The sequence below is a fragment of the Streptomyces sp. NPDC088553 genome (assembly GCF_044752965.1).
GTDB lineage: Bacteria > Actinomycetota > Actinomycetes > Streptomycetales > Streptomycetaceae > Streptomyces.
The window spans coordinates 435,970-461,888 of record NZ_JBIVMG010000004.1 but is presented as its reverse complement, the minus strand read 5'-3'; the positions used below and the strand labels follow the sequence as shown (position 1 = coordinate 461,888).

The 25,919-nt window shown below is 73.5% G+C and carries 20 protein-coding genes; 6 read left to right on the top strand and 14 right to left on the bottom strand.

Features of this window, described 5'->3' with window-relative positions:
- Positions 1-47 precede the first annotated feature (47 nt).
- From ACIP8Z_RS15175 to ACIP8Z_RS15120, 12 genes are all read right to left on the bottom strand, one after another.
- Positions 48-1,466: a PP2C family serine/threonine-protein phosphatase gene (locus ACIP8Z_RS15175; RefSeq protein WP_402083250.1), complete on the bottom strand. Its 1,419-nt coding sequence runs from the start codon at positions 1,464-1,466 to the stop codon at positions 48-50.
- A 2-nt stretch (positions 1,467-1,468) separates the two neighbouring features.
- Complete coding sequence (locus ACIP8Z_RS15170; RefSeq protein WP_402083248.1) at positions 1,469-4,054, bottom strand: tetratricopeptide repeat protein; 2,586 nt, start codon at positions 4,052-4,054, stop codon at positions 1,469-1,471.
- 79 nt (positions 4,055-4,133) lie between these two features.
- On the bottom strand, positions 4,134-5,411 hold the full coding sequence (locus ACIP8Z_RS15165) for a hypothetical protein (RefSeq protein ID WP_402083245.1): 1,278 nt from the start codon (positions 5,409-5,411) through the stop codon (positions 4,134-4,136).
- Between the two features lie 53 nt (positions 5,412-5,464).
- Positions 5,465-6,502 carry a glutamate ABC transporter substrate-binding protein gene (locus tag ACIP8Z_RS15160; RefSeq protein WP_402083242.1) on the bottom strand — a complete coding sequence of 346 codons (1,038 nt, stop codon included), beginning with the start codon at positions 6,500-6,502 and terminating at the stop codon, positions 5,465-5,467.
- 11 nt (positions 6,503-6,513) lie between these two features.
- Complete coding sequence (locus ACIP8Z_RS15155) at positions 6,514-7,950, bottom strand: hypothetical protein (protein WP_402083239.1); 1,437 nt, start codon at positions 7,948-7,950, stop codon at positions 6,514-6,516.
- 326 nt (positions 7,951-8,276) lie between these two features.
- On the bottom strand, positions 8,277-9,266 hold the full coding sequence (locus ACIP8Z_RS15150; protein WP_402083236.1) for an N-acetylglucosamine kinase: 990 nt from the start codon (positions 9,264-9,266) through the stop codon (positions 8,277-8,279).
- Positions 9,257-10,522, bottom strand: a complete 1,266-nt coding sequence (locus ACIP8Z_RS15145) for a 6-phospho-beta-glucosidase (protein WP_402083233.1) — start codon at positions 10,520-10,522, stop codon at positions 9,257-9,259. The genes ACIP8Z_RS15150 and ACIP8Z_RS15145 overlap by 10 nt, the downstream gene beginning before the upstream one ends.
- 8 nt (positions 10,523-10,530) lie before the next feature.
- Positions 10,531-11,427 carry a carbohydrate ABC transporter permease gene (locus ACIP8Z_RS15140; RefSeq protein WP_402083230.1) on the bottom strand — a complete coding sequence of 299 codons (897 nt, stop codon included), beginning with the start codon at positions 11,425-11,427 and terminating at the stop codon, positions 10,531-10,533.
- A 3-nt stretch (positions 11,428-11,430) separates the two neighbouring features.
- Entirely contained in the window at positions 11,431-12,390 is a 960-nt protein-coding gene (locus ACIP8Z_RS15135; RefSeq protein WP_402083227.1) for a carbohydrate ABC transporter permease, read from the bottom strand.
- A gap of 19 nt (positions 12,391-12,409) precedes the next feature.
- A complete protein-coding gene (locus ACIP8Z_RS15130; protein WP_402083224.1) occupies positions 12,410-13,753 on the bottom strand; it encodes an ABC transporter substrate-binding protein in 1,344 nt (447 codons plus the stop codon).
- A 49-nt stretch (positions 13,754-13,802) separates the two neighbouring features.
- Complete coding sequence (locus ACIP8Z_RS15125) at positions 13,803-15,017, bottom strand: ROK family protein (protein ID WP_402083222.1); 1,215 nt, start codon at positions 15,015-15,017, stop codon at positions 13,803-13,805.
- Positions 15,018-15,235: 218 nt separating this feature from the next.
- Complete coding sequence (locus tag ACIP8Z_RS15120) at positions 15,236-16,315, bottom strand: mechanosensitive ion channel family protein (protein WP_402083219.1); 1,080 nt, start codon at positions 16,313-16,315, stop codon at positions 15,236-15,238.
- A 237-nt stretch (positions 16,316-16,552) separates the two neighbouring features.
- Between ACIP8Z_RS15120 and ACIP8Z_RS15115 the strand changes: the two genes are divergently transcribed.
- Complete coding sequence (locus tag ACIP8Z_RS15115; RefSeq protein ID WP_030325842.1) at positions 16,553-17,116, top strand: HNH endonuclease; 564 nt, start codon at positions 16,553-16,555, stop codon at positions 17,114-17,116.
- A 79-nt stretch (positions 17,117-17,195) separates the two neighbouring features.
- Here the strand turns inward: ACIP8Z_RS15115 and ACIP8Z_RS15110 are convergent, their stop codons facing one another.
- Positions 17,196-20,390, bottom strand: a complete 3,195-nt coding sequence (locus ACIP8Z_RS15110; protein WP_402083217.1) for a beta-N-acetylglucosaminidase domain-containing protein — start codon at positions 20,388-20,390, stop codon at positions 17,196-17,198.
- Between the two features lie 238 nt (positions 20,391-20,628).
- Here ACIP8Z_RS15110 and ACIP8Z_RS15105 point away from each other — a divergent pair, with 238 nt between their 5' ends.
- Genes ACIP8Z_RS15105 through ACIP8Z_RS15095 form a run of 3 tightly spaced genes read left to right on the top strand, consistent with a single transcriptional unit; the run spans position 20,629 to position 23,196 of the window.
- Positions 20,629-20,826, top strand: coding sequence for a hypothetical protein (locus ACIP8Z_RS15105; RefSeq protein WP_266974076.1), 198 nt, complete (start codon positions 20,629-20,631; stop codon positions 20,824-20,826).
- Position 20,827: 1 nt separating this feature from the next.
- Positions 20,828-22,948 carry a 4-alpha-glucanotransferase gene (gene malQ, locus ACIP8Z_RS15100; protein WP_402083213.1) on the top strand — a complete coding sequence of 707 codons (2,121 nt, stop codon included), beginning with the start codon at positions 20,828-20,830 and terminating at the stop codon, positions 22,946-22,948.
- Between the two features lie 20 nt (positions 22,949-22,968).
- Positions 22,969-23,196 (top strand): hypothetical protein, encoded by a 228-nt coding sequence (locus ACIP8Z_RS15095; protein WP_266965942.1) that lies wholly within the window; start codon positions 22,969-22,971, stop codon positions 23,194-23,196.
- Positions 23,197-23,349: 153 nt separating this feature from the next.
- Here ACIP8Z_RS15095 and ACIP8Z_RS15090 read toward each other — a convergent pair whose 3' ends face one another.
- Positions 23,350-23,868 (bottom strand): MarR family winged helix-turn-helix transcriptional regulator, encoded by a 519-nt coding sequence (locus tag ACIP8Z_RS15090; protein WP_402083210.1) that lies wholly within the window; start codon positions 23,866-23,868, stop codon positions 23,350-23,352.
- 132 nt (positions 23,869-24,000) lie between these two features.
- On the opposite strand from ACIP8Z_RS15090, the gene ACIP8Z_RS15085 reads away from it, so the two are divergent.
- Together ACIP8Z_RS15085 and ACIP8Z_RS15080 are read left to right on the top strand one after the other, a co-directional pair.
- On the top strand, positions 24,001-24,972 hold the full coding sequence (locus ACIP8Z_RS15085) for an EamA family transporter (protein WP_402083207.1): 972 nt from the start codon (positions 24,001-24,003) through the stop codon (positions 24,970-24,972).
- 5 nt (positions 24,973-24,977) lie between these two features.
- A complete protein-coding gene (locus ACIP8Z_RS15080; protein WP_402083204.1) occupies positions 24,978-25,919 on the top strand; it encodes a DMT family transporter in 942 nt (313 codons plus the stop codon).

Here is a 25,919-nt window from a genome sequence, read left to right as displayed (position 1 = left end):
TCGGGCAACAACGGTCAATCGGTGGAGGGACGGGGATCGGCGACCGCTCAGGCGGATCCTGCCCCTTGGGGAGCGACGGTGAACGGCACGAGCGCGACCGTGATGTTGTCGTGGCCTCCGCCGTCCAGGGCGTGGCCGACGAGGACCTGGGCGCTGTGCAGCGGCCGGTCGGACGCGTCGGCCGGCACGACCCTGGCCATGTCGTCGGCACCCTCGGCGTAGTTCCACAGGCCGTCCGTGCAGACGACGACCACACCGGACCGGTCGGGCTTGAACGCGGCCGTGTGCGGGTCCAGTTCGTACGCGTCCGCGCCGAGCCAGCCGGTGATCGCGTGGGCGCGCTCGTCCGCGTACGCCTCCGCCTCGTTCATCAGGCCGGCCGCGACCATCTGCGCGGCCCAGGAGTCGTCCTCGGTGAGCCGGGCGGCCGGGGTGGCCCGGTCGTCCGGCACCCAGTAGACGCGGCTGTCGCCGACCCAGCCGACGACGAGCAGGCCGTCGGCGACGACGGATCCCACGATGGTGCAGGCCGGGGCGTTGCGGTGGCGGTGCGGGTCGTGCTCGGCGCCGTCCTGACCGGGCTCCTCCGCGAGGGAGTTGACGGCCTCGGCGGCGGCCACGATCGCCTCGTGCATCGCCTGCTGCGGGTGCGTTCCCCGGGGCAGCGCGGCGAGCAGCGAGGCACCGGCCGCCTCGGCGGCGGCGGCGGACGCCTCGTCGGGCCGGGTCGCCGAGGACACGCCGTCGCAGACGATCGCGAGGGTGGCGGGGGAGCCGTCGGGGAGCGTGGTCGCCGAGACGGCGAACGCGTCCTCGTTGCGGTGATGGCGCAGCCCCCGGTCGGAGACGGCGGCGACGCTGCCGAGCTCCCGCTCCATGTGGTCGCGCTCGCGGGGCTGCGCGTGCCCGCAGTTCTCGCAGTAGCCGTCGGTGTCCACCCGCCCGGCCCGGCAGGCCACGCACAGGGCGGGGCCGGGGGCGGCGGCAGGTGCCGACGCCGATGTCTGAGTCGCGGGGGCGGGTGTGGGAGCGGGGGAGGGCGCGGGTGCCGGGGCCGGTGAGGCCGGCGGCGGGTCCACCCGTACCGCCGCACGCGGGTCCGGCGCGGCCAGCTCGAAGTCGCCGCTGCCCGTCGTGGTCTCCCCGGCGGGGTCGGCGCCGTGAGGCACCGGCCCGTCCGTGCGGACCGGCATCGTCGGCAGGTCGCGGCCACCGGAGTCGGTGCCCGGGAGGTCGCCCGGGTGCTGGGTGGCGGTCGACAGCGAACCGGGGTCCCGGGGCGGGGCGTCCGGCCAGGCCACGGGGGTGCCGATGGCCACGGTCGGGCGGTCCGGCTCGACCCCGGCGACCGGCACGGCCGTCAGGTCGTGACCGCACGCCCCGCAGAACCGGTCACCCGACTCCAGGGGCTCCGCGCAGTCCGGGCAGACGGTGAGGCCGTGCGACGGCTTCGGCTTCTGGGACATCCTCACACCCACGTCCGGGGGCGGAAGCGGTTGGCCCGCTCCACCAGTTCGATCCTCTCCTCGCCCCGCTGGGCGAGCCGGGCCAGCACCCGGTACGAGCGTTCGAGGCCGAAGCGCAGTCCGCGCTCGTCCAGTTCACTCCCGAGCAGCAGCGTGCCGCCGCCCGGTTCCGCACCGGGACTCCCGGAGAGTACCCAGTCGAGGGCGGTCCCGAGGACCTCCGTCGACAACTGCTCCCGGCGCACGGCGTCCAGACCGAAGCCCTGGAGCGCCGAGACCTGCGCGGCGGCCGCCGTCAGATCGGCGGCGAGCGGCTCCCACGCCGGGCGCCGCCGCAGCCGCGCCCGCACGGTCGCGACCCGCGCCGCCGTGTAGTGGATCGAGGCCTCCGGCACGGACTCAAGGGTCTGTACGGCTCCATTCCGGTCCCCGGCGGCGAGCTGCACCCGGGCGAGCCCGAAGGCGGCGCTGACGAAGCTCGGGTCGGTGGCCCACACCAGGCGGTAGTACTCGGCGGCGTTGTCCAGCTGACCCAGCACCTCGGCGCAGATCCCGAGGGCCAGCTTCGGCGAGGGCTCGCCGGGGAAGGCGTCGTAGACCGCGTCGAAGGCGAGCGCCGCGTGCTCGTGGTCGCCGGTCACCAGGGAGGTGACGCCCCGGTACCAGACGACCCGCCAGTCGTCCGGGTCGCGCTCCTCGAGACCGGCCAGCGTCCGGGCGGCGGACGGCAGGTCGCCCAGCTCCAGCTCGGCCCGCAGGGTCCGCAGCCGCAGCTCGGCGGAGGGCGCGGGCGCGGCCTGCAGCGCGGCGAGCAGCTCGCCGGGCGCGGCGGCGGCGAGACCGGCGAGGAAACCGGCGTTGGGGTCGCCCGTGTCGACGCGCGGGACGGGCAGCGCGAGCGCGGTGGCGGGCGTGTCGAGCGGCGCGAGCAGCGCCCCGAGCCCGAGCCCGAGCTCGGGTGCGGTGGCGGGGGCCTCGGCACCGGACCCGGCGGGCGGCACGACCGCGGGCGCCGAGCCTGACACGCCACCGGGCGCGGCGCCCGGCAGTGCGGGCCCGGACACGGCCCCCGGCGCGGCGGCGGGCAGTGCGGGCTGCTTGCGGCCCCGGCGGGCCCCGAGCAGGGACACGTCCTCCGTCAGTTCGGCGAACAGGGCCGTGTCCGTGACCCGTACCTCCGTGCCGAACAGCGTCGACAGCGCCGGCCGCGGCCGCCCCGACTGGAGCGCCACGACCTCCCGCAGCACACCCGTCAACTGCTCCGCCATCTCCTGCGCGGAGGCGAACCGGCGTGCCGGGTCCGGGTCGGTGGCGCGGACCAGGAAGCGGTAGAACGACTCGTACATCCGGAAGACCGTGATGTTGTCCGGGTCGGGCAGCGAGTCCACGAAGACGTTCGTGTAGCCCTGGAAGTCGAAGGTCATCACCGCGAGGGTGCGCGCCACCGTGTACAGGTCGCTCGCCACCGACGGGCCGACCTCGGCCACCTCGGGCGCCTGGTAGCCGACGGTGCCGTAGATCGCGGACTCGTCGTCGTCCATCCGCCGGACCGCGCCCATGTCGATGAGCTTCAGCTGGTCCTCGGACTGGATGGCGTTGTCGACCTTGAAGTCGCAGTACAGCAGATTGCGGCTGTGCAGGTGGCCGAGCGCCTCCAGGGCCTCGATCCCGTACGCGCAGGCCTGCTCGACCGGCAGCGGATCGCGCCGGCCGTCCGGGGTGCGCCGGTCGTTGGCGATCTCCTTGAGGGACTTGCCGCCGACGTACTCCATGACGATGTAGCCGTCCATGGAGCCGGTCCGCTGGTCGAGGTGCTCGACGAAGTTGTAGATGCGGACGATGTTGGAGTGCTCGATCTCGGCGAGGAAGCGCCGCTCGGAGATCGCGGCGGCCATGGCGTCCTGGTCGCCGGTGTCGAGGAGGCCCTTGAGGACGACCCAGCGGTCGGAGACGGCCCGGTCGACGGCGAGGTAGATCCAGCCGAGGCCGCCGTGCGCGAGACAGCCCGCGACCTCGTACTGGCCGTGGACGATGTCCCCGCCGCGCAGCTTCGGCACGAACGAGTACGGGTGCCCGCACTTGGTGCAGAAGCCCTCCGTGCGGCCCGGCCGCTCACCGCGCGAACGGCCCACGGGCGCGCCGCAGTCCGAACGGGAGCAGAAACGCTTCCGCTCGGGAACCTCGGGGTTCTCCATGACCGCCGCCCGCGGGTCCGGACGCGGCACCTCGGGGATCGTCACCAGACCGGCGCCCAGCCGGTTGCGGGCGGACTGACCGGTCGACGTCCCGGAACTGCGCACCGACACGGAGCGGGACGTGGAGGCCCCGGAGAGCGAGCGCGAGAGCCGCCCGGAGACCGAACGGCGGGAGGTCGACGAGCGCGACGAGGCCCGCGAGGACGCCCGCGAACTGCTCCGCGAGGAGCTGGAGTCCGGCCCCCCGATGCCCGAGCCGCCCCCGGCGCCGCCGCCCGTGCCCGTGCCCCTGCCCGGCACCGCCACCCCCGTGGGCGTCGAGCCGATGAGCCCGCCTGCCGCGACCACCGGGGCGAGGCCGCAGGTGTCGCAGTACAGCTCGCCGCCTCCCATGTCCTCGTACGAACCCTCGCACGAAGGACGCTGACAGCTCCCCACGCCCGTCTCCCCGCCGCTCACCACTGTTCCCCGCTCACCACTGTCGTCCTCCCGCGTCTCTCGGGCCGGACAGTACGTCCGCCGCCGCCTGCTGGTAGCGCAGGACGGCCTGTTCCGCGACCCGCAGATCGCAGGGCGCGCTCCACAGCATCCGGCGGGCCGCGTCGTACCGCTCCACGAGCAGCGGATCCTCCGCCGCACCGAGCCGCGCCACCTTCGCCTTGTACGCGTCGAGCCTGCCGCGCAGCTCCGCCCGGACCGCGAGCGGGGCCGTGACCGCGGTCAGCGACTCCCGGGCCCGCAGCAGTTCGTCCTCCGCCTCACGCTCCAGGGACTCCAGGAGCGGGGAGAGCCGGTGCCACTGGGCGTGCCTGCGGTACTCGGCGGCCGCCACGAGCCGCTCCTGCAGTACGATCGGCGGCCCGCTGACGGCCGGCACCTCGGAGGCGGCGATCTTCGCGAGGACCTCGCCGCGCGCGGCCCGCGCCTCGGCGAGCGTCCGGTCCGCCCGCGACAGCACGTCCCGCAGCCGGAGCAGCCGGTCCTCGGAGTCCTGCCGGACCGCGAGCACCGCCTCGATCTCCCGCCGGATGTCCTCCAGGGCCAGGGCCGCCCGGTCGTACCGCTCGGTGTCGGGACGGCCCCCGCCGGGCGCCGAACTCCCCGCCGCCGGGCGCCAGAAGGCCAGCGGATCGGTGACGACCTGGGAACGCAGGGCGGTCAACTCGGCGGTGATGTCCTCCAGCTCGTCGCCCGCCGGGTGCTCCCCGGGCCGTACGCCGACCGAGTGCGCGAGCGAGCGCGTCCGGCCCAGTTCGGCGGCGAGGAGGTCTATCCGGGCGGGCAGCGCCGACCAGACCGCGTCGGCGGTCACCACCACGTCCAGCGAGGACGCGTACAGCTCGTTCATCCGCCGGACGAGGCCCTCCAGGGTGAACCGCTCGGTGAGCAGACCCTGTTCGCCCGCGCCGCCCGCCACGTGGACGCTCTCGCCGCGCAGCCGGTCGGTCAGCTCCACGAGCTCGTCACGGCCGGGCCAGCGGCGCCGGGCGCGCACCTCGCGGGCGTCCCGCAGGGCGCCGGTGTACACGTCGAAGCAGGTCCAGAGCAGGGTGATGGTCCGCTCGGTCGCCGCCCAGCGGTCCCGGGTCGTGCCGGTCAGCTCCGCCCCTTCGAGCAGCCTGCGGCCCGCGTGGTCCTGGAGCGCGAGGAGCGAGTCCTCGACCGCCTTGTGCTCGGCTCCGAGGCGCGCCAGCGCACGGTCCACCTCGTCCCGGTCCATCACCGGCCCAGGGGGTCCCGTGACGCCCATCGATCACCTCTTCCTCTCCGTGTACAGGGCTGGCTGTACGGGGCTGCCCGGCGCTACTTGTACAGGGGAGCGGGCGGACCGGTTATCCCCGGCAGGTCCTTCTCCAGCCAGTGCTTGTACGCCTGTTGCCAGGGTCCCTGGCGGTAGCCCACGAGGACCTGGTTGACCCGGCGGACCAGGTCGTCGTTGCCGAGCTTGGCGGCCACGCCGTAGTACTCGGTGGTGAACGGGGTGCCCTTGAGCTCGACCGCCGGGTCCTGGGCGGCCTGTCCGGCCGCCAGGGCGTTGTCGGTGACGACGGCGTCGACCTCGCCCATCTGGAGCCGGGCCAGGCAGTCCAGCTGGTTGGGAACGGTCAGCAGGTCCTTGTCGTCCTTGGTGCCGTCGGCCTCGTCCTTGAAGAGCGCGCCGAAGGACTTCTCCTCCAGGGCCTCGTAGGCCGTGGAGCCCTCGGCGGTGCAGACCCGCTTGCCCTTGAGCGAGGTGTCGTAGCCGGTGATGTCCGTGGCCTGCTTGGGCGCGAGGACCTGCTGGCCGGCCTGGAAGTAGGCGGTGGAGAAGGCGGCCTGCTGGATGCGCTTGCAGTTGATCGTCATGGTGCGCACGACGAGGTCGACCTTGCCGCTGTCGAGGGCGGCGATCCGCTGGTTCGTGGGGATGGCCCGGAAGATGACGGCGTCCGGGCTGCCCAGGATGTCCTTGGCGATGGCCCGCGCGAGATCGATGTCGAAGCCTTCGAGCGCGCGGGTCTCCGGGTTGCGGTAGCCCCAGCGGTAGCTGGACTGGTCGACGCCGACGACGAGCTTGCCGCGCTGCTTGATCGCCTCGATGGAGGGGCCGTCCGCCGTCGAGGGGGTGAGGGAGGCCCAGGGCTTGTCGCAGGTGTCCGCCTTGACCTGGACCCCGGTGCCGACGCCGGGCCCCGGCCCCGCGACGCCGGGTACGGCCGCCGCGTCGCCGCCGCCGTGGGCCAGCGGGAGCAGGGTGAGCGAGGCGGTGAGCCCGCAGGCCACGGCCATCGCGGCCACCCCGCCCCAGCCCCGGAAGCGCTGCGCCGTCCGCCGCGCCAGCGGGTACGTGCCGTTCGGCATCCCGCCCCCTCTCACCGGTACTCCGACAGTCTGCGGTTGATGCCGAGCACGGCGCCCGCCGCGCCCAGGATCCCGAGGGCCAGCGCGCCGAGCGGCAGGGCCGTCAGCGCGTCCCTGGCGTCCCCGGCGGAGCGGGTGAACTCGGTCTGCTCGTGCGCCAGGGCACGGTCCAGGGCGGCGTCGACCTGGTCGAAGGACTGCCCCGTCGACTGCGCCGAGTCCTTGGGGCCGACGATACGGCCGAGGGCGCCCTCGAAGTCGCCCGCCTCGTCCTTGGCGCGGGCGTCCTTGTGACGCTGCTTCCACTCGGCCGTGCGCGAGGCGGCCTCGTCGACGGGGACGCGGCCGGCGTCGTCGTCGGCCAGCTCCCGAGCCGTGGCGAGCGCGTCCGTCAGGGTGTCCGTGCTCGACGTGTACTCGGCCTCGTACTTGTCGTTCTTGCCGTCCTCGGTGAGGACGGCGCCCCGGGCGACCAGGGTCAGGAGTTCGTTGGCGCGGGCCGTGAGCGAGCCGATCCGGGCCGTGTTGAGGGCCTGGAGGGATTCCTGCCCGTGCGTGCGCGCGTCGTCGAGGCCGCTGCGGGCGACGGTGTGCGCGGCGAGCAGCCAGAGCAGCACGGTCAGCGTGGCGGCGGTGGCGGCGAGCAGCCCGTGGTTGAAGACCCGGTTCGTCCGCGTGTAGGTGCGGCGCTGGGCCCAGACCAGGGCGGCGAGGGTGAGCAGTCCGAGGCCCAGGGCGAGGAACGGCCAGGTGCGGGCCGACTCGTCGTCCTTGTGGAGCCGTACCGTCTCGGCCTCGTACAGCCGCTCGGCGGCGGGCAGCAGGATGCTGGTCATCTGCTGGTTGGCGTACCGCAGATAGGCCCCGCCCAGCGGGAGGCCCTGCCGGTTGGCGGCGCGGGCGCGCTCGACCAGGCCCGTGTAGCGCGGGAGCTGTTCGTTGAGGGTGGCGATCTCGCGGGCCGACTCGCCCGAACCGTCCGTGCTCGCGGCGGCCTTGACGAGCAGCCGGGCGGCGGTGGCGATGTCCCGGTCGTACCGCGCGCGGGAGTCGGCGGGCTCCAGGGTGCCCGCGAGGAAGCCGCCGGCGGCGGTGGTGTCCGCGTCGGCGAGGGAGCGGTAGATCGCGGCGGCGTCGGCGGACAGCGGCTGGCTGCGGCTGACGACGTCGTCGGCGGCGGTCGTCCGGTCGTCGACCTGGAAGGCGGTGACGGCCCCGAACGCGACGACGAGCAGCGCGAGAACGGCCCCGAGGATCTGGAGCCGGCCCGGCTCGGTCGTCGTGGCGACCCGCAGCCGCTCCCGGCCCACGTCCCAGGCGCTGCGCCCCGCGGGCGGGGCGGCGCCCGGCGCGGGCGACGGCTGCGCGGGCACGCCGGCCGGGCGCGCGGGCGCCTGCGCCGTGCTCCGCGCCGCCGGGGCGGCGGGTGCGTTCGGCGGGTGTGTCACGTGACCTCCCCCTGGGTCGCCGACTTCGGCCGGTCCGGCCTGCAGTATGGCCGCAGGGGGCCGTCCGCACACCGGGATTGACTGGATCTTGTTCTTATCGTGCCGCATGCCCCCGGCACATCCGCGGGCGAACCCCCTCATGCCGAAGGGGCGAACCCCCTCCCATCGAGGGGCGAATCCCCTCACTCTGAATACGTCACTCGGCCGTGATCGGTTCCGTATCGGACATCGCTCGAACAGGTGAACATGCCTGCGGGGCGTCTCCTCCGGCAGAGGAAACGCCCCACGATCACACCCCCACAGGCCCGGCAGGGCCGACAGGCCACTCAGGCCCCGTAGCGCTCCCGCAGCCGGGCCGCCGCCTCCGGGCCCGCCGCCACCTCGTCCAGGGCCAGCAGCCCCGCCCCGAGAACCGGCGGCGCCGTCACGAAGCCGATGACGGCCTCGGGCGCCCGCTCGGCGAGGAGTTCCCGGATCTTCGCCTCCAGCTGCGGATGCCGCGCCGCGAGCACGCTGCCGCCCAGCATCACCGGCGCCTCCTCCTCCAGGAGTCCGAGCCGCCCGAGCGCGACCGCCGACAGCGCGACGACCTCCTCGGCGAGCCGGTGCACCAGCGACAGCGCGACCGGGTCGCCGTCCGCGCTCACCCGGAACAGCACCGGCGTCAGCTCGTGCCGCCGCTCGAAGGGCACAAGTCCCAGGTGCAGCGCCTCGATCAGCGCGTACATCGTCTCCAGACCGAAGTGCGCCGGCAGCGCCCGCGCCAGCTCGGACGGCTCGCCGCGCCCGTCCTCGGCGCGCGCCGCGAACCAGAGCGCCTCCTCGGCCATGCCGCTGCCGCCGCCCCAGTCCCCGGAGATCTTGCCGATCGCGGGGAAGCGCGCGGTCCGGCCGTCCGGGGTCATGCCGACACAGTTGATGCCCGCCCCGCACACCACCGCGACACCGCGCGGCTCGTCGAGCCCGGCCCGCAGGATCGCGAAGGTGTCGTTGTGCACCCGCACCGACCGGCTCCAGCCCCTGCGCAGGAGTTCGGCCTGGAGGGCGGTCTCCTCCACCGGCAGGTCCGCGTTGGCGAGACAGGCCGCGACATGGGCGAACGCCGGGGGGAGACCGGCGCCGCCGGCCTCCGCCCACGCCCGCCCGACGATCTCCGCCAGGGTGTCGACGGCCGTCTCCACCCCCACCACCGGCGGCTGGAACCCGCCGCCGCGCGCCGCGCCGAGGACGGTGCCGTCCGGGGCGAGGACCGCGACGTCGGTCTTGCTGTTCCCCGCGTCGATCGCGAGGAGCACGCCGTTCAGGTTCACGCCCACGCGAGGTGCTCCCGGTTGTGCGCGATCAGCCGGTCGGTGAGCCCGTCGGCGTACGCGTACTGACCCACCAGCGGGTGCGCGAGCAGCGCCTTGAACACCCGGTCCCGGCCGCCGCGCAGCGCCGCTTCGAGCGCCAGGTCCTCGTAGGCCGTGACGTTCGCGACCAGGCCGGCGTACAGCGGGTCCACCGGCGCGACCGGCAGCGGCGCGGCACCGTGGGCGCCGACCGCGGCCTGCGTCTCGATGACGGCGTCGTCCGGCAGGAACGGCAGCGTGCCGTTGTTGTACGTGTTGACCACCTGGTACGGCGAGCCCCCGCCGCCGAGCAGGGAGGCGGCCAGGTCCACGGCCGCCTCCGAGTAGAAGGCGCCGCCGCGCTTGGCGAGCAGGGCCGGCTTCTCGTCGAGCGCCGGGTCCCCGTACATCTCCAGGAGTTCCTTCTCCATCGCGGCGACCTCGGCGGCCCGCGAGGGCTTGCTGCCGAGCTCCCGGACGACCTCGTCGTGCGCGTAGAAGTAGCGCAGGTAGTACGAGGGGACGACGCCGAGCCGGTCCAGGACCGGGCGCGGCAGCCTCAGGTCGTCGGCGATCGCGTCACCGTGCTCGGCGAGCAGCCGGGGCAGCACGTTCTCGCCCTCGGGGCCCCCGAGGCGTACGGCACGCTCCCAGGTCAGGTGGTTGAGCCCGACGTGGTCCAGGTGGACCTCGGACGGGGCCACGTCGAGGAGCCTCGCGAACTTCCGCTGGAAGCCGATGGCCACGTTGCACAGGCCGACGGCCTTGTGGCCGGCCTGGAGCAGCGCGCGCGTGACGATGCCGACGGGGTTGGTGAAGTCGATGATCCAGGCGTCCGGGTTGGCGCGGCGGACCCGCTCCGCGATGTCCAGGACGACGGGGACGGTGCGCAGCGCCTTGGCGAGACCGCCGGCGCCGGTGGTCTCCTGGCCGACGCAGCCGCACTCCAGCGGCCAGGTCTCGTCCTGTTCGCGGGCGGCCTGTCCGCCGACCCGCAGCTGGAGCAGGACGGCGTCGGCGCCCTCGACCCCGGCGTCGAGGTCGGAGGTGGTGGTGATCCTCCCCGCGTGGTCCTGCTTGGCGAAGATCCGCCGGGCGAGCCCGCCGACCAGGTCGAGCCGGTCCGCGGCCGGGTCGACGAGGACGAGTTCGGTGAGGGGCAGGGTGTCGCGCAGCCGCGCGAATCCGTCGATCAGTTCGGGGGTGTAGGTGGAACCGCCCCCCACGACAGTGAGCTTCATGGTGTGAGTCAGCCCTTCACTCCGGTCAGTGTGACTCCCTCGACGAACGCCTTCTGGGCGAAGAAGAAGACGAGGATCACAGGGGCCATGACCAGGACGGTCGCGGCCATGGTCAGATTCCAGTCGGTGTGGTGCGCGCCCTTGAAGGACTCCAGGCCGTAACTCAGCGTGTAGGCCGCCGGGTTCTCGGAGGTGTAGATCTGGGGTCCGAAGTAGTCGTTCCAGCAGTAGAAGAACTGGAAGAGGGCCACGGCGGCGATGCCGGGCTTCGCCATCGGGAGCACGACCTTGAGCAGGGTGCGCAGTTCGCCGCAGCCGTCGATCCTGGCGGCCTCGATGTACTCGTTCGGGATCGTCAGCAGGAACTGGCGGAGCAGGAAGATCGCGAAGGCGTCACCGAACGCCATCGGGACGATCAGCGGCCAGAGCGTTCCGGAGAGGTCCAGCTGCTTGGCCCAGAACAGGTACATCGGGATGATGATCACCTGCGGCGGCAGCATCATCATCGAGATGACGAGCAGCAGCGACAGATGCCGGCCGCGGAAGCGGAACTTGGCGAGCGCGTACGCCACCGGGACCGAGGACACCACCACGAGCGCGGTGCCGAGTCCGGCGTACAGCAGCGAGTTCTTCCACCAGCTCAGGAAGCCCGGGGTCTCGAAGACCCGGACGTAGTTGTCCCAGTGCCAGGTGTTCGGCGTGAGGTCGCGGGTGAGTGCCTGCTGGTCGCTCATCACGGACGTCAGGAAGACGAAGACGAACGGCAGCACGAAGAACAGGGCCGCGGCGATCCCGAGGGAGTGCACGGCGATCCAGTGCAGGAGCGCCTTGCGGCGGGCCGTCTTCTCGGCGGCTCCGGCGGACGCCCGGCGGACGGGCCGGTCGAGGATGGATGTGGAGGTCATGGATCAGTCACCCGAGCCGATCAGGCCGCCCCGCCGGCGCATGAGCAGCGCCGTGAAGGCCATGGAGAGGGCGAACAGGACGAGGGACACGACGCTGGCCGCGCCGTAGTCGAAGCGGCCGAAGCCGAGGTCGTAGACCAGCTGCGGCAGTGTGAGCGTGGAGTCGTCGGGGTAGCCCGGTTCGAAGGTCTGGCCGGAGCCGCCCATCACGCCCGAGGCGACCTTCGCCGCCACGATCGGCTGGGTGTAGTACTGCATCGCGCCGATGATCCCGGTGACCACCGCGAAGAGGATGATCGGCGAGATGTTCGGCAGGGTGACGTAGCGGAAGCGCTGCCAGGCCGAGGCCCCGTCCAGCTCGGCCGCCTCGTACTGCTCCTTCGGTACGTCGAGCAGCGCGGCCATGAAGATGACCATGAGGTCCCCGACGCCCCACACGGCGAGGACGGTCAGGGCCGGCTTGGCCCACGCGGTGTCGTTGAACCAGGAGGGCGCAGGGATCCCGACGGCCTCCAGGAGCGAGTTGACCGGCCCCGTGCCCGGGTTGAGCAGGAAGACGAAGGCCAGTGTCGCGGCCACCGGCGGGGCAAGGTACGGCAGGTAGAACAGGGTGCGGAAGACGCCCACACCGGTCTTGATCTTGGTGACGAGCAGGCCGATGCCGAGGCCGAACGCGACCCGGCAGGCGACCATGACGACCGCGAGCCAGAGGGTGTTCTGCATCGCCGGCCAGAACTTCGGCAGGTCGGAGAAGACGTAGTCCCAGTTCTCCAGGCCCCGCCAGGTCGGCGGGTTGAGCCCGTCGTACTTCATGAAGGAGAAGTAGACGGTCGAGACGAGCGGGTACGCGAAGAAGACGCTGAAGCCGATGAGCCAGGGCGACATGAACGCCGCGGTGCGAAGCGCGTTGCGCACGCGCTTCGACCGCAGCGCCGCCTGACGCCCGGCGAGGGTGTCGGACATGAGATACCGGTCCCGGGGCTTACTTCGCCTGGGCGATGTCGCGGTCGATCTGGGCGGCCGTGTCCGCGAGACCCTTCTTCAGGTCCGGGATCTGGCCCTTCTCGTACTTCTGGGCGAAGTCCTGGAAGGTGTCCTGGTACGTGGTGCCGTTCACCGCGCCGTCGGAGGTGGTGGACTGCGGGTGCTTGGCGATGTCCAGGAAGGTCTTGAAGCGCGCGTCGAACTTCAGGTTCGGCGACTTCAGCGCCTCCAGGGTGGAGGGGACGTTGCCGATGTCGTTGGCGAAGTTCACCACGGCGTCGGTGTCCATCGTCATGTACTTGACGAGTTCCCAGGCCGCGTTCTGCTTCTTGCTCTGTGGCGCGATGCCGATGATCGTGCCGGAGAGGTAGCCCTTGCCGTACTCGGCGACCTCGTCGTCGGCGACGGGCAGCGGCGCGACACCGACGTCGAGCTTCACGCCGGCGTCCTTGATGAAGTTGAGCCGCCACTCGCCGTCCAGCTGCATGGCGACCTGGCCGGTGTGGAAGGGGTGCTTGGCGCCCCACTCGTCACCGAAGGTGGTGCGGTACTTGTCCAGCTTCGCGAACCCGCCCAGGCCGTCGACCAGCGACTTCTGGTAGGTCAGCATCTCGGCGAAGCCGGGGTCCTTGGCGAGGAGCGACTTGCCGCTCTCGTCGAAGTACGTGTGGTCCCACTGCGACATGTAGTGGCTCGGGACGGTCTCGTAGCCGAGGTAGTTCGGCATGAAGCCGAGCTGCTCGTAGCTGTCGCCCTTGGTCTTGGTGAGCTTCTTGGCCACCTCGGCGAACTGGGACCAGGTCTTCGGCGGGGCCTCGGGGTCGAGACCGGCCTTCCGGAAGGCGTCCTTGTTGTAGTAGAGGCCGTAGGCGTCGGAGAGCAGCGGCAGGGAGCAGCGCCTGCCCTCGAACTGGGTGTAGTTCTGGAGGACCTTCGAGAAGGTCTTGTCGAGGTCGACCTTGTCCTTGTCCAGGAAGGGCTTCAGGTCCGCCAGGGCGCCGGTGTGGCAGAACTTGCCGACGTTGGACGTGGTGAAGGAGGCGGCCACGTCCGGCCCGTTGGAACCGCCCGCGCGCAGGGCCTGGCCGAGCTTGGCGTCGTTGATGTCGCCGACGACCTTCACCTTGATGTTCGGGTGGGCCTTCATGAAGCGGTCGATGTTGTTCTGGATCGCCTTGACCTCGGCGGGCGCCGACCAGCCGTGCCAGAAGGTGATGGTCGTCTCGGCCTTGGGGTCGTCGGAGGCCGCGTTGTTCGCGGAGCCCGTACAGGCGGAGGCGAAGAGGGCTATCGAGGCGGTGGCGGCGAGCGCTGCGGCTGCTCTGCGCGGAGGGACGGGCATGACGGTGTCTCCCTGGGGCGGGTCGGGGCGTGCGGAGGGGCAGGGACGGTCAGCGAGAGGTGTCGAAGACCTCGTCGCGCGTGGTGGCGAGGGCGCTTTCCAGGGCGCCGCGCAGCACGGGGCGCCGGGGGACGGAGGCGAGCACGAGCCGTGGCCGGGAGGCGGCGAGGTCGGCGAGTTCGGACTGCACGCGCGCGCGGAGGGGTTCGCCGCCGGCGACGAGGACGTCACCGGAGAGCACGATGAGTTCGGGGTCGAGGACGGCGACGATCGAGGCGAGTCCGATGGCGACGCGCTCGGCGTACCGGTCGAGCAGCTCCGCGTACCGGGGGTCCTCGCCGTGCGCCTCGGCGGCGTGCGCGAGCAGTCCGCTCGCGATCGCCACGTACGGCTGCTCGGGGGTGTCGATCCCGATGGCGCGGGCGATCCGGGGCACGGCCTGGACGCCGGCGAGCTCCTGGAAGCCGCCGGAGTTGGCCTTGGTGACCTGGCGTACGAGCGGGGTGCCGGGCACGGGCAGGAAGCCGACCTCACCGGCGCCGCCGGTGAAGCCGCGGTGCAGCCGCCCGCCGAGGACGAGGGCGGCGCCGAGGCCCTCCTCGTTCCACAGCAGGGCGAAGTCCGTGTGACCGCGGGCCGCGCCGACACGCTGTTCGGCGACGGCGACGAGGTTGACGTCGTTCTCGTACTCGAACGGCATCGGCAGGACGGCGGCCAGCTCCTCCAGGAGGGTGGGGGAGTGCCAGCCGGGCAGGTGGGAGGCGTACCGCAGGTGCCCGGTGGCCGGGTCGAAGGCGCCGGGGGTGCCGATGACCAGGCGCCGGACGTCCTCGCGGGTGATCCCGGCCGCCTTGACGGCCCCGTCGAGGGCGTCGGTGACCTGGCGGACGACTCCGGAGGCGGCGCGCCCGGGGGTGCGGAGCTCGTACTCGCCGACGATCTCGCCCGTGATGTCGGCGACGGCGGCGTGGATGCGGAACGGGTTGACGTCGAGTCCGGCGGCGTACGCGGCCCGCGCGTTCACCGCGTAGAGCTGGGCGTTCGGTCCGGGCCGGCCCGCGGTGGTGCCGGTGGCGACGACGAGACCGGCCGCTTCGAGGCGGGCGAGCAGCTGGGAGGCGGTCGGCTTGGACAGGCCGGTGAGCTTGCCGATCCGGGTCCGCGAGAGGGGGCCGTGCTCCAGGAGCAGGTCCAGGGCGGCCCGGTCGTTCATGGCGCGCAGCACGCGCGGCGTGCCGGGGGTTCCCGGGGTCGTACCGGCCATGAGGTCGCACCTGCCCTTCGGTTCCTGGTCGGGCCATTCTGCTGCCTCGTGGCGGCCCGTCTCCCCGACTTCACTGTTAGGAAAGTTTCCTATTCGATGGGAGGAAAATAAGGCGGCCGTCACGGGGCCGTCAATACCCGGGCACGCGAGACGCCCCCGAAGGCAACCAAAGCGTTACCTGCGGGGGCGTCGCGCACGCGCGCGTTCTGTCCGGGTAGCTACTTCTGGAGGTCCGCCTTCGGCAGCGGGGTCGCCGCCGCCGACTGCGGCGAGGTCGCCGAGGAGAAGGCCGACGGCGCCGCCATGCCCGCGGTCGGATCCGCGGCCGACTCCTCGGCCTGCGCCGGAAGCCCGCCCACGATCCGGATGCCGGCCCGGTCCAGGCCCTGCTTGATCCGCCAGCGCAGCTCGCGCTCCACGCCCAGTGCCTTCCCCGGCATCGTCTTCGCCGAGACCCGGACGGTCATCGAGTCGAGCAGCACCTCGCTGAGGCCGAGGACCTCCACCGGACCCCAGAGGCGCTCGTTCCACGGCTCTTCCTTGGCCATGGCCTCCGCCGCCTCGACGATCACCGACCTCACCTTCTCCAGGTCCTCCGTCGGCCGGACGGTCACGTCCACGCCCGCCGTCGCCCAGCCCTGGCTGAGGTTCCCTATCCGCTTGATCTCGCCGTTCCGCACGTACCAGATCTCGCCGTCCACGCCGCGCAGCTTGGTCACCCGCAGGCCGACCTCCACGACCTCGCCGGAGGCCACGCCCGCGTCGACCGAGTCACCCACGCCGTACTGGTCCTCCAGGATCATGAAGACACCCGACAGGAAGTCCGTCACCAGGTTCCGCGCGCCGAAACCGATCGCCACACCGGCCACACCGGCCGAGGCGAGCAGCGGCGCCAGGTCGATCTTGAAAGCGCCCAGGATCATCAGCCCGGCCGTGCCCAGGATCAGGAACGACGCCACCGAACGCAGGACCGAACCGATCGCCTCCGAGCGCTGCCGACGGCGCTCGGTGTTGACGAGGAGACCGCCCAGGGCCGTCCCCTCCACTGCCTGCGCCGAACGGTTCATCCGCTCGATCAGCTTCGTCAGGGCCCGCCGGACGGCCATCCGCAGCAGTAGCGCGACGATCAGGATCAGCAGGATGCGCAGGCCCGTGTTCAGCCAGGTGGACCAGTTCTCCTCCACCCAGCTCGCCGCGTTCGTGGCCTTCTCCGCCGCCTCGTCGAGGGTCACCGGAATGGGCTCGGGTTCGGTGGCAGCCGCTGGGGCGGACCAAAGCACGGGGGGACCTCCAGGCATCGCGTACGCAGACCATCCACAGTAACGGGGCGTCGGACATGGTCCCGTAGCCCTGTTCGAGGGAGAGACGGACCTCACCCGGGCAAAGAGAAGGAGACATGCCGATGTGGTCGAGAACACGCCGGGCCCGTCACCCCGATCCCGGTACGTGGTGGCGTTCCGACCAGGCATGAGGAGAGACTGAGAGCAGTTCGTCCCGGCGCGAGCCACGCGCCGCCGGCGTCATAGGAGGCATCCGTGCCGCATGTCCTGGTCCTCAACGCGTCGTACGAGCCGCTCGGCGTCGTACCGCTCCGCCGCGCACTCGTCCTCGTCCTGGAGAACAAGGCTCTCTGCCTCGAGGAATCCGGCGCCTTCCTGCACAGCGAGACCCAAGTCGTCCCCGCGCCCAGCGTGGTGCGACTGAAGCGCTTCGTGCGGGTCCCCTACCGGGGGCCCGTTCCCTTGACCCGCAGAGCCCTCTTCGCACGTGACGGCGGGCGCTGCATGTACTGCGGGGGCGTCGCGACCAGCGTCGACCACGTCATCCCCCGCAGCCGCGGGGGCACGCACGCCTGGGAGAACGTGGTGGCGGCCTGCCGCCGCTGCAACCACGTCAAGGCCGACCGGCACCTGCGCGAGATCGGCTGGCGGCTGCGCCACCAACCGGCCCCGCCCACCGGCCTGGCCTGGCGGATCATCGGGACCGGACACCGGGACCCCCGCTGGCTGCCGTACCTCCAGCCGTACGGCGCCGAGGATGTGATGGCCCGGATCGACTCCGTCGCCGACGCCCCCGTGAGGGCGCTGACGACGGGTTGAGCCGGGCCTTTCGCGTCCGTACGCGCATCTCACGGGTACGGACGCGGGGGCGGGTACGGCACGGGGAGCGGTGTGCCCCTCAGGGGGCGGGCCGCTCCTCCGGCGTGCCCTCCTGCACGCCCTCCGGCGCGTCGTCCGGCACCGTGCCGCCCTCGGCCCCCGCCGGCGGCTCCGCCGGCGTCCGGGCGGGCCGACCCGGCGGCTCCGGCCGCTGCTGCCCGGCCACCGCGTAGGTCTCCACCGACCAGAGCGAATAGCCGTACTGCGTCGCCCGCGCGTCGCCCTGCACCCGCAGGAAGCGCGTGTCCGCCGCGTCCATCCGTACCGACTCCCGGCCGCCCCGGCCCTCCGCGACCGTCGCCGCCGTACGCCACACGCGCCCGTCGGCCGAGACCTGCACCCGGTAACGGGAGGCGTACGCGTCCTGCCAGTGCAGCACCACCTGCCCTATCCGGGCCGGCTCCGGCAGCTCCAGCTGCCACCAGGCGCCGTCCTCCGCCGGCGAGGACCAGCGGGTGGCCGGATCGCCGTCCACCGCGAGGGCGGCCGGGAAGTCCGGCGTCTCGTCGCCCGAGGAGGAGGCCGTCGCCGTCCGCGCAAGATCCGGGCCCGCCGTACGGGGGAAGGCCCGCACCGTCAGCACCCGCTCCTCGCCCGCGAACGACACCGGTACCCGGTACGTGCCCGCGTGCGCGTCCGGCGCCACCGACACCTCCAGGGGCACGGTCGACCGGGCGCCGCGCTCGACCACCGCCTGCCCCGGCAGCGTGACCGTGATCCCCTTCGGGGCCTTCGCCGTCAGCGGCCCCCGCACCTCGCCCGCGCGCAGGCCCGACAACTCCACGTCGACCCGCTGGGCCGGGCCGCCGATCTCCGCGTCCGTCTCCGTCCGGGCCAGGCCGAGCGCCGCGCGCGGCCCGTCCGCGAACCACGGCACCAGCGAGCGCACCGCGGGCGCCGGCCCGTCGCCGCTCCACACCACCCGCAGCGCCTCCGCCCGCAGCCCCTTGAGCTCGGTCTGCGTCCAGCCGGACGCCGACAGCGGACCGAGCGGCCGCCAGCCCTCGCCCTCGACGTACGCCTCCACGCGCGCGTCCCGCGGGTCACCGGCACCCGGATCCGTCATCACCGTCAGGGCCTCCACGGGCCGCGCCCGGTCGAGCCGCACGGTGTACGAGTCGGTGGCGCGGTCGGCACGGGCCTTCGGCGTCCGGTCGGCACCGGTCCAGGCCTTCGCCCGGTCCACCGCGCGCGTGAGGAACGGGTCGAGCACCCCCGCGCCGACCGTCACCCGGCCCGCCGCGAGGTCCTTCCGCAGAGACTCCAGGCTCAACTGCGCCCGCCAGGCCGCCGCCCCGTCACCGGACTCCTGGGCGACCAGCATGTCGACCGCCGTCTCGCCCGCCCGGCCGTACCGGGAGAGCCGCTCCAGCCAGGGGCCGGTCTCGTCGTCGAGGCTGCCGCCGGCGGTGCCCGCGAGCCGCCCCGGGGCCTCGCGCATCACGGTGAACGCGGCCCGCAGCTCCCGCGCCGCCTTCTCCCGGCCGGGGGCCGCGTCGGTCCCCGCGCTCGTGCGCGAGGCCCAGAAGGCCGCCAGGAGGGGCTTCAGGTACGCCGATTCGGCCGCCGGGTCGAGCACCGAGGAGGCGCCGTTCCCCGCGAGCGCCCGCAGCGCCTCGCGGGCGGCGGGCTCCGGGCCCGCGAGGTCGTCGACGGCCGCCCGCCAGGACTCCTCCGGCCGGTAGCCGCGCGGGTTCCAGGCGTAGTCGGCGGTGGTGAAGAGCGGGACGCGGGAGGCCGCGGGCTGCTCCATCGCGAGCGCGAGGAAGGCCGCGGAACCGGCGGCCACGGCCGGCTCCCGGCCCGTCGCGGGGCCGAGGAACAGCCGGTCCTGCGCGTAGTCGTTGACCGGGTAGTTGTCCATGGTGACCAGCGGATGGCGCAGGGCGGCCCGGGTCCGCGCCAGCTCCCCGCCGGTGATCGAGCGCGGCACGACGCCGACGCCGGTCCAGACCACCCGCACGTCCGCGTCGAGCGCCTCGCCGAGCCGGGTGCGGTAGGCGGTCGCGCCGTCCTGGTAGTACTCCGTCGGCATCACCGTCAGCGGCTCGGCGTCCGGATACCGCTCGGCGAGGTGGCGGGCGACCGTGTTCGCCACGCGCGCGTGGGCGGACGCGGCGGCCTCGGGGCCCCGCCCGAAGGTGTCGGCGTCCCGGTCGCAGTGCCACTCGTCGTACGAGGCGTCCTGGAACTGGAGCTGGAAGGAGCGCACCCCGAGCGCCCACATCGCGTCGAGCTTCCGCGTCAGGGCCGCCATGTCGCGGCCCGAGGACAGGCACATGGACTGGGCGGGCGCCACGGCCCAGCCGAGCGTCACGTGGTTGGCGCGGGCCCGCTCCGCGAGCGTGCGGAACTCGGCCTGCTGCGCGGCCGGGTAGGGGTCGCGCCACTGCACGCCCCGGTACGGGTCGTCGCCGGGCGCGTACAGATAGCGGTTCTGCTTGGTCCGGCCCAGGAAGTCGATCTGGGCGAGCCGCTGGCCGGCCGTCCACGGCGTCCCGTAGAAGCCCTCGGTGATCCCGCGCTCGGCCGTGCCCGGCCAGTCGCGCACGACGACCCCCGGGATCTCCCGGCCACCGCCGAGGAGCTGACGCAGCGTCTGCACGGCGTGGAACGCTCCGTCGCCGCCCACCCCGTCCAGGACGACCGTGTCACGGCCCCCGAGACGGCCCGTGGCGAGCCGGTAGCCGCCGCGCGGCAGATCGAGCCGGTCGGGCACCCGCAGGGCGCTCAGCGCGTCCTCGGCGGCCTCGCCGGAGGGGCCCGCGACCCGGAAGAGCGGCCCCCGGCCCGGGAGTCCGGTGTGGACGGTCCGCACCCCGGCGGCCCGCAGCAGCTCGCGCAGGGCGGCGAGGGCGTACGGATCGGCGTCGTCGTCCGCGAGCAGCGTCACCTCGTCCCCGAGGGTTACGGCGGGCCCGGCGGCGGTCAGCGACTGCGGGCGCGGCCAGACGGCGGGCACGCGCGCGGAGGCGGAGCCCGCGGAGGAGGCCGAGGTCGAGGAGGCCGAGGTCGAGGAGGCCGTGGGGGAGGAGGTCGTGGGGGCGACCGGGTCCCCCGGGGCGAACGGCGCGGCCTTCGGGCGCTCGTTCGGGCCCGCCCCCGGGACCGCCTGCGCCGAGCCCGGCACCGCGCCGCCGAGAAGGCCGCCGATGACGGCGGCGGCGACCGCCGTCGCGGTGCGCCTGCTGCGCCCGAGATGCCCGAGGTGCACGGGGGTCTCCCTTCGGCCGGGGCCGCCGGCCGCTCGCCGGTTTGGTCACGAGTGGGTCACGAGCCCACCACCCGTCGCACTGAGGTGTCAATGCACATGGCCGATGTGTCGGCTTTGCCCGGCGAGCCGTCGGCGAGGTGACGTCACTTCGCCACTTTCCGCCGGTAAAACGAGGTGCGGTGGGTAGGGCTCAGTCGTTACCCAAGTCCCACCAGTCGAGACGAATCGGGAGACCCCCGTGACCACGACCGCCCCGCACCTCGGACGGATACGGATTCCGCAGCAGCCGGCCAGGGCAGACGAACCGCTGACCAGCGAACCGCCGCTCCCCGACGCCGCGCCCCTCACCAGCGAGCCGCCCCTGACCGTGGCGGCCCCCCTCACCAGCGAACCCACCGCCCCAGGAAGTGCGGGCACGGAGTCCCCCGGAGTGTGAAGTGACCCTGGCCCGTCTCGCCGCCCTGCACGGCGTCGCCACCGCGTACAGCCCCTCCGCGGGGGTCACCGTGCCCGTGCCCGACGCCACCGTGGTGGCCGTCCTCGGCGCCCTCGGTGTGGACGCGGGGACGCCGGAAGCGGTCGCCGCCGCCCTCGCCGCGGCCGAACGGGCCGACCGAGAGCGCCTGTTGCCCCCGACCCTGGTCCGGTGGCGCGGCGCGGAGCCCGCCCGCCCGCCGGGGGACCTGCCGCCCGGCACTCGGCTCCGGGTCACCACCGAGGACGGCTCCGCCGTCACCGGGGACGACTGGGAGCACCTTCCGCTCGGCGTCCACGCGGTCGAGGCGCAGGCCCCCGACGGGCGCGCCGCCACCGCCACCCTGATCGTCGCCCCCGCGCGCGTGCCCGCCCCCGAGCGGCGCGCGTACGGGCTGCTCGTCCAGCTCTACTCGCTGCTCTCCACCCGCTCCTGGGGCATGGGCGACCTCGGCGACCTGCGCGAACTCGCCACCTGGGCGGGCCGCACGCACGGCGCCGGCTTCGTCCAGGTCAACCCGCTCCACGCGGGCGTGCCCGGGGCGCCGAGCGACCCCTCCCCGTACCGCCCGTCCTCGCGCCGCTTCCCCGACCCGGTCCATCTGCGGATCGAGGAGATCCCCGAGTACGCCCTGGTCGGCCCCGAGCGCCGCGAGGAGCTCGACCTGATCCTCACCGACGCCGCCGACCTGCGTGAACGGGTCCTCGGCAAGGGCGCGGTGATCGACCGGGACGCCGTGTGGGAGGTCAAGCGGCGCGCCCTCGAACTCGTCGTCGGCGGCGTGGAGCTCGGCCCCGGCAGGCGCGCCGACTTCCATGACTTCCTCGCCGCGCGCGGCCGCGCCCTGGAGGACCACGCCACCTACCAGGCCCTCGCCGAACGGCACGGCCACCACTGGCGGACCTGGCCCGAGGAGCTGCGCTCCCCGCGCGCGGCGGAGGCCGTCGTCCGCGACGACCCGGCCCTCGCCGCCCGGGTCGACTTCCACTGCCGGCTCGCCTGGCTGACGGACCGGCAGCTCGCCGACGCCGCCGCGGCCGCCCGCGAGGCCGGGATGGCGGTCGGGATCGTCCACGACCTGGCGGTCGGCGTCCACCCGGAGGGCTCCGACGCCTGGGCCCAGCAGGACGCCTTCGCGGCCGCCATGTCGGTCGGCGCCCCGCCCGACGCCTTCAACTCCCGCGGTCAGGACTGGGGCCTGCCACCCTGGCGGCCCGACGCCCTGGCCGCCGCCGGCTATGCCCCGTACCGCGGACTCCTGCGCGAACTCCTGCGCCACGCGGGCGCGCTGCGCATCGACCATGTGATGGGCCTGTTCCGGCTCTGGTGGGTGCCGGAGGGCCGCGAGCCCACCGAGGGCACCTACGTCCGGTACGACGCCGGGGCGATGCTCGCCGTCCTCGTCCTGGAGGCCCACCGCGCCGGCGCCCTCGTCATCGGCGAGGACCTCGGCACGGTCGAGTCCGGGGTGCGGGAGGAGCTGGCCGCGCGCGGGGTGTTCGGGACCTCGGTGCTCTGGTTCGAGCGGGACTGGGCGGCCTCCGGTCGTCCGCTGGCCCCGGCCGAGTGGCGTGCGGAGTGCGTGGCCACCGCCACGACCCACGACCTGCCCCCGACCGCCGCCCGGCTCTCCGGCGATCACGTCACCCTGCGGCACCGCCTCGGCCTGCTCCCCGGAGACCTGGCGCGCGAGCGGGCGGCGGACGCGGCCGAGACCGCCGAGTGGCTGGGCCTGTTCCAGCGGCTCGGTCTGCTCCCGGAGGGCCCGGGGGGCGAGGAGGCCGAGATCAGGGCCGTCCACCGGTTCCTGCTCGACACCCCGGCCCGGATGGTGGGCGTCTGGCTGCCGGACGCGGTGGGCGACCGCAGACCGCAGAACCTGCCCGGCACCTGGGACGAGTACCCCAACTGGCGGCTTCCGCTGGCGGACGCGGACGGGCAGCCGATGACCCTGGAGCGCCTCGCCGCCTCGCCCCGGGCGCACGCCCTGCTGCGCGAACTCCACGCGTGTGCGGCGGTCCCGGAGGGCAGTGCCACCCCGTCCGACGCCCGTACGGCACCCCCGGGCGCGCGGTCCGATTAGGTGTTCGCTACGTTTGCACCGTGGACAAGAAGAACGCACTGCGCGCCGGCTCGCTCGCGGCCGGTACGACGCTGATGATGCTGCTCATGTCGTCCCCCGCGCTCGCGCTCACTCGCGACGACGGCGACGACCCGGCCCCCAAGCTGTCGGTCATCGAGACCCTCGGCCTGTTCGTGGCCGCACCGCTGGTGCTGTTCCTGGTCATCATCGGACTGGTGATGCTGCTCGACAAGTCCAAGAAGGCCTGACCGCCTCCTCCTCCGCTTCGCCGAGGGCGCCGCACGGTACGACGTACCGTGCGGCGCCCTCGCGTGCGCGGAACCGGGCGGAGCCGCCTCGGACCGCGCGCGAAATCTCGTCCGGAACCGCGTCCGGAACCTGTCCGGAACCGCGTCCGGCCCCTACGCCGTGGTCGCCAGCAGCTTGCGCAGCAGACCCGCCAGCTGAGCCGCCTCCTCCTCGCTGAGCGCGCTCTCCAGGGCCGCCCGCTGCTGCGCGAGACCGGCCGAGACGGACTGGTCCACCAGTTCCCTGCCGTGCTCGGTGAGCGTGACCCGCAGTCCGCGCCGGTCGTGCGGATCGGGGCTGCGGGTGACGAGCCCCGCCTTCTCCAGCTTGTCCAGCCGGCCGGTCATCCCGCCGGTGGTGATCATCAGCGTCGCCGTCAGCTCGCGCGGCGAGAGCGTGTACGGCTCCCCTGAGCGGCGCAGGGTCGCGAGCACGTCGAACTCCCCGAGAGCCAGGCCGTAGGGCGCGTACGCCTTGTCCACCCGCCCGCGCATGGCGTTCGCGAGCCGGTAGATCCGCCCGAAGACGGCCATCGGCACGGTCTCCAGGTCGGGGCGGACCGCCGCCCACTGGTCGGTGATGGCGTCGACGGCGTCGTGGGCGGGGCCGGGGCCGGGGGTCTTCGTGTCCATGCGAGCAGTCTCCTCTTCCGCGTGACTCGATGGCAAGAAAGCCACTTGCAAGTAAGTAGCTTAGTGGTAAGTTAATTACCGCCAAGCCAGTTCGCCGTCCGGACCGGCATCCGCAGCAAGGGGGAGACCGTCATGTCCCGCAAGGCAGCCGTCGTCGCACTGACCGCCCTGGCCCCGATCTCCTGGGGCTCCACCTACTTCGTCACCACGGAGTTCCTGCCGCCCGACCGGCCGCTCTTCACCGGCCTGATGCGCGCCCTGCCCGCCGGACTCCTGCTCCTGGCGCTGACCCGCAAGCTCCCGCGGGGCGCCTGGTGGTGGAAGTCCGCCGTCCTCGGAGCCCTCAACATCGGCGCGTTCTTCCCGCTGCTCTTCCTCGCCGCCTACCGGCTCCCCGGCGGTGTCGCCGCCGTCGTCGGCTCGGTCGGCCCGCTCTTCGTCGTCGGCCTCGCCGCCCTCTTCCTCGGCGAGAAGCCCACGGCGCGGACCCTGCTCACCGCCATCGCCGCCGCCTTCGGAGTCAGCCTCGTGGTCCTCAAGGCCGGGGCGGCGTTCGACACCGTCGGCGTGCTCGCCGGACTGCTCTCCTCCCTGTCGATGTCGGCCGGCGTCGTCTTCACCAAGCGCTGGGGCCGCCCCGAGGGCGTCGGCGCCCTCGCCCTGACCGGCTGGCAGCTCACCGCGGGAGGTCTGGTCATCCTGCCGATCGCCTTCCTGGTCGAGGGTGCCCCGCCGGCCCTGACCGGCACCAACCTGGCCGGGTACGCCTACCTCGCCCTCGGCAACACCGCGATCTCGTACTTCCTCTGGTTCCGCGGCATCGAGCGGCTCAGCGCCTCCTCCGCCACCCTCCTCGGCCCGCTCTCGCCCATCACCGCCGCGATCATCGGCTGGGCGGCGCTCGGCCAGGCGCTCGGCGCGGTGCAGCTGCTCGGCATGACCATCGCCTTCGGTGCCACCCTGGCGGGCCAGCTGAGCCCCCGTACGCCGAAGGGGACCGAAGCGGCCGTCGAGGCGGGTGCCGTAGCCGAATCGTTCAGCGCAACTGAAGGGAATCGTCAGGAAGTTTCGATGGACCTGGAAGGTTCGGGAGTGCGACGGTAGGCCCCATGAGCCTGATCACCGCACGCCACCCGACCCCCGTCGACACCCGGAAGCCGGCGCCCGCCCGAGGCGCCGGCTTCGGCGTGCTCCTCGCCCTGCTCGCCACCGTCGTCTGGTCCGGCAGCTTCGTCGCCGCCCGCGCCCTGCACGACACCGTCCCGCCCGTCCAGGCCGCCTTCTGGCGCTGGATCGTGGCGATCCTGGTCGTCACCCCCTTCGCCGCCCGCGCCACCTGGCGGCAGCGGCACCTGATCCGCCGTCACCTGGGCTTCGTCGTCCTCGCCTCGCTGCTCGGCATCACCGTCTACAACACCCTCGTCAACCAGGCCGGACTCACCGCCTCCGCCGGCAACATGGGCATGATCATGGCCGCCTCGCCGGTGGTCATGGCGCTGTACGACCGGTTCGGCGGCGCCCGGCTCGGCGCCCGGCGCGTCACGGGCATGGCCATCGCCTGCGCCGGCGTGCTGCTCCTGGTCGGCAAGGGGGCCCTGCCGACCAGGCTCGGCGCCGGCGACCTGTGGATGTTCGCCGCGGCGCTCAGCTTCGCCTCGTACAGCGCCCTGCTCAAGCGCCGGCCGGAGGGACTCGGCGGGGTCGTCTTCCTCTATGCGACCTTCCTCTTCGGCGCCCTGATGCTGCTCCCGGTGTACGCGGCCGACCTCGCGGTCCACGGCGGTTTCGAGCCCACCGTCGGCACCGTCGGACCGCTCGTCCACGTCGGCGTGCTCTCCTCCGCCGTCGCCTTCTTCGCCTGGAACAAGGCCATCGCCCTCATCGGCGCCGCCCGCGCGGGCGGCGTCTACCACCTCCAGCCCGTCTGCGTCGCCCTCCTCTCGTACGCCCTGCTCGGCGAGCGAATCGGCGTCCTCGGCGTGGCCTGCATGGTGCTCATCCTCGGCGGAGTGGCCCTGAGCTCGGCGACCGGCGCACGCCGGGCCGCATAG

What these genes read in the sequence shown, in the direction of transcription:
- ACIP8Z_RS15090 (WP_402083210.1), bottom strand. Translation starts at nt 23,868, where the DNA reads ATGGACACGAAGACCCCCGGCCCCGGCCCCGCCCACGACGCCGTCGAC.
- ACIP8Z_RS15080 (WP_402083204.1), top strand. Translation starts at nt 24,978, where the DNA reads ATGAGCCTGATCACCGCACGCCACCCGACCCCCGTCGACACCCGGAAG.
- ACIP8Z_RS15125 (WP_402083222.1), bottom strand. Translation starts at nt 15,017, where the DNA reads ATGGCCGGTACGACCCCGGGAACCCCCGGCACGCCGCGCGTGCTGCGC.
- ACIP8Z_RS15160 (WP_402083242.1), bottom strand. Translation starts at nt 6,502, where the DNA reads ATGCCGAACGGCACGTACCCGCTGGCGCGGCGGACGGCGCAGCGCTTC.
- ACIP8Z_RS15135 (WP_402083227.1), bottom strand. Translation starts at nt 12,390, where the DNA reads ATGTCCGACACCCTCGCCGGGCGTCAGGCGGCGCTGCGGTCGAAGCGC.
- ACIP8Z_RS15165 (WP_402083245.1), bottom strand. Translation starts at nt 5,411, where the DNA reads ATGGGCGTCACGGGACCCCCTGGGCCGGTGATGGACCGGGACGAGGTG.
- ACIP8Z_RS15170 (WP_402083248.1), bottom strand. Translation starts at nt 4,054, where the DNA reads ATGGGAGGCGGCGAGCTGTACTGCGACACCTGCGGCCTCGCCCCGGTG.
- ACIP8Z_RS15120 (WP_402083219.1), bottom strand. Translation starts at nt 16,315, where the DNA reads ATGCCTGGAGGTCCCCCCGTGCTTTGGTCCGCCCCAGCGGCTGCCACC.
- ACIP8Z_RS15085 (WP_402083207.1), top strand. Translation starts at nt 24,001, where the DNA reads ATGTCCCGCAAGGCAGCCGTCGTCGCACTGACCGCCCTGGCCCCGATC.
- ACIP8Z_RS15130 (WP_402083224.1), bottom strand. Translation starts at nt 13,753, where the DNA reads ATGCCCGTCCCTCCGCGCAGAGCAGCCGCAGCGCTCGCCGCCACCGCC.
- ACIP8Z_RS15140 (WP_402083230.1), bottom strand. Translation starts at nt 11,427, where the DNA reads ATGACCTCCACATCCATCCTCGACCGGCCCGTCCGCCGGGCGTCCGCC.
- ACIP8Z_RS15145 (WP_402083233.1), bottom strand. Translation starts at nt 10,522, where the DNA reads ATGAAGCTCACTGTCGTGGGGGGCGGTTCCACCTACACCCCCGAACTG.
- ACIP8Z_RS15175 (WP_402083250.1), bottom strand. Translation starts at nt 1,466, where the DNA reads ATGTCCCAGAAGCCGAAGCCGTCGCACGGCCTCACCGTCTGCCCGGAC.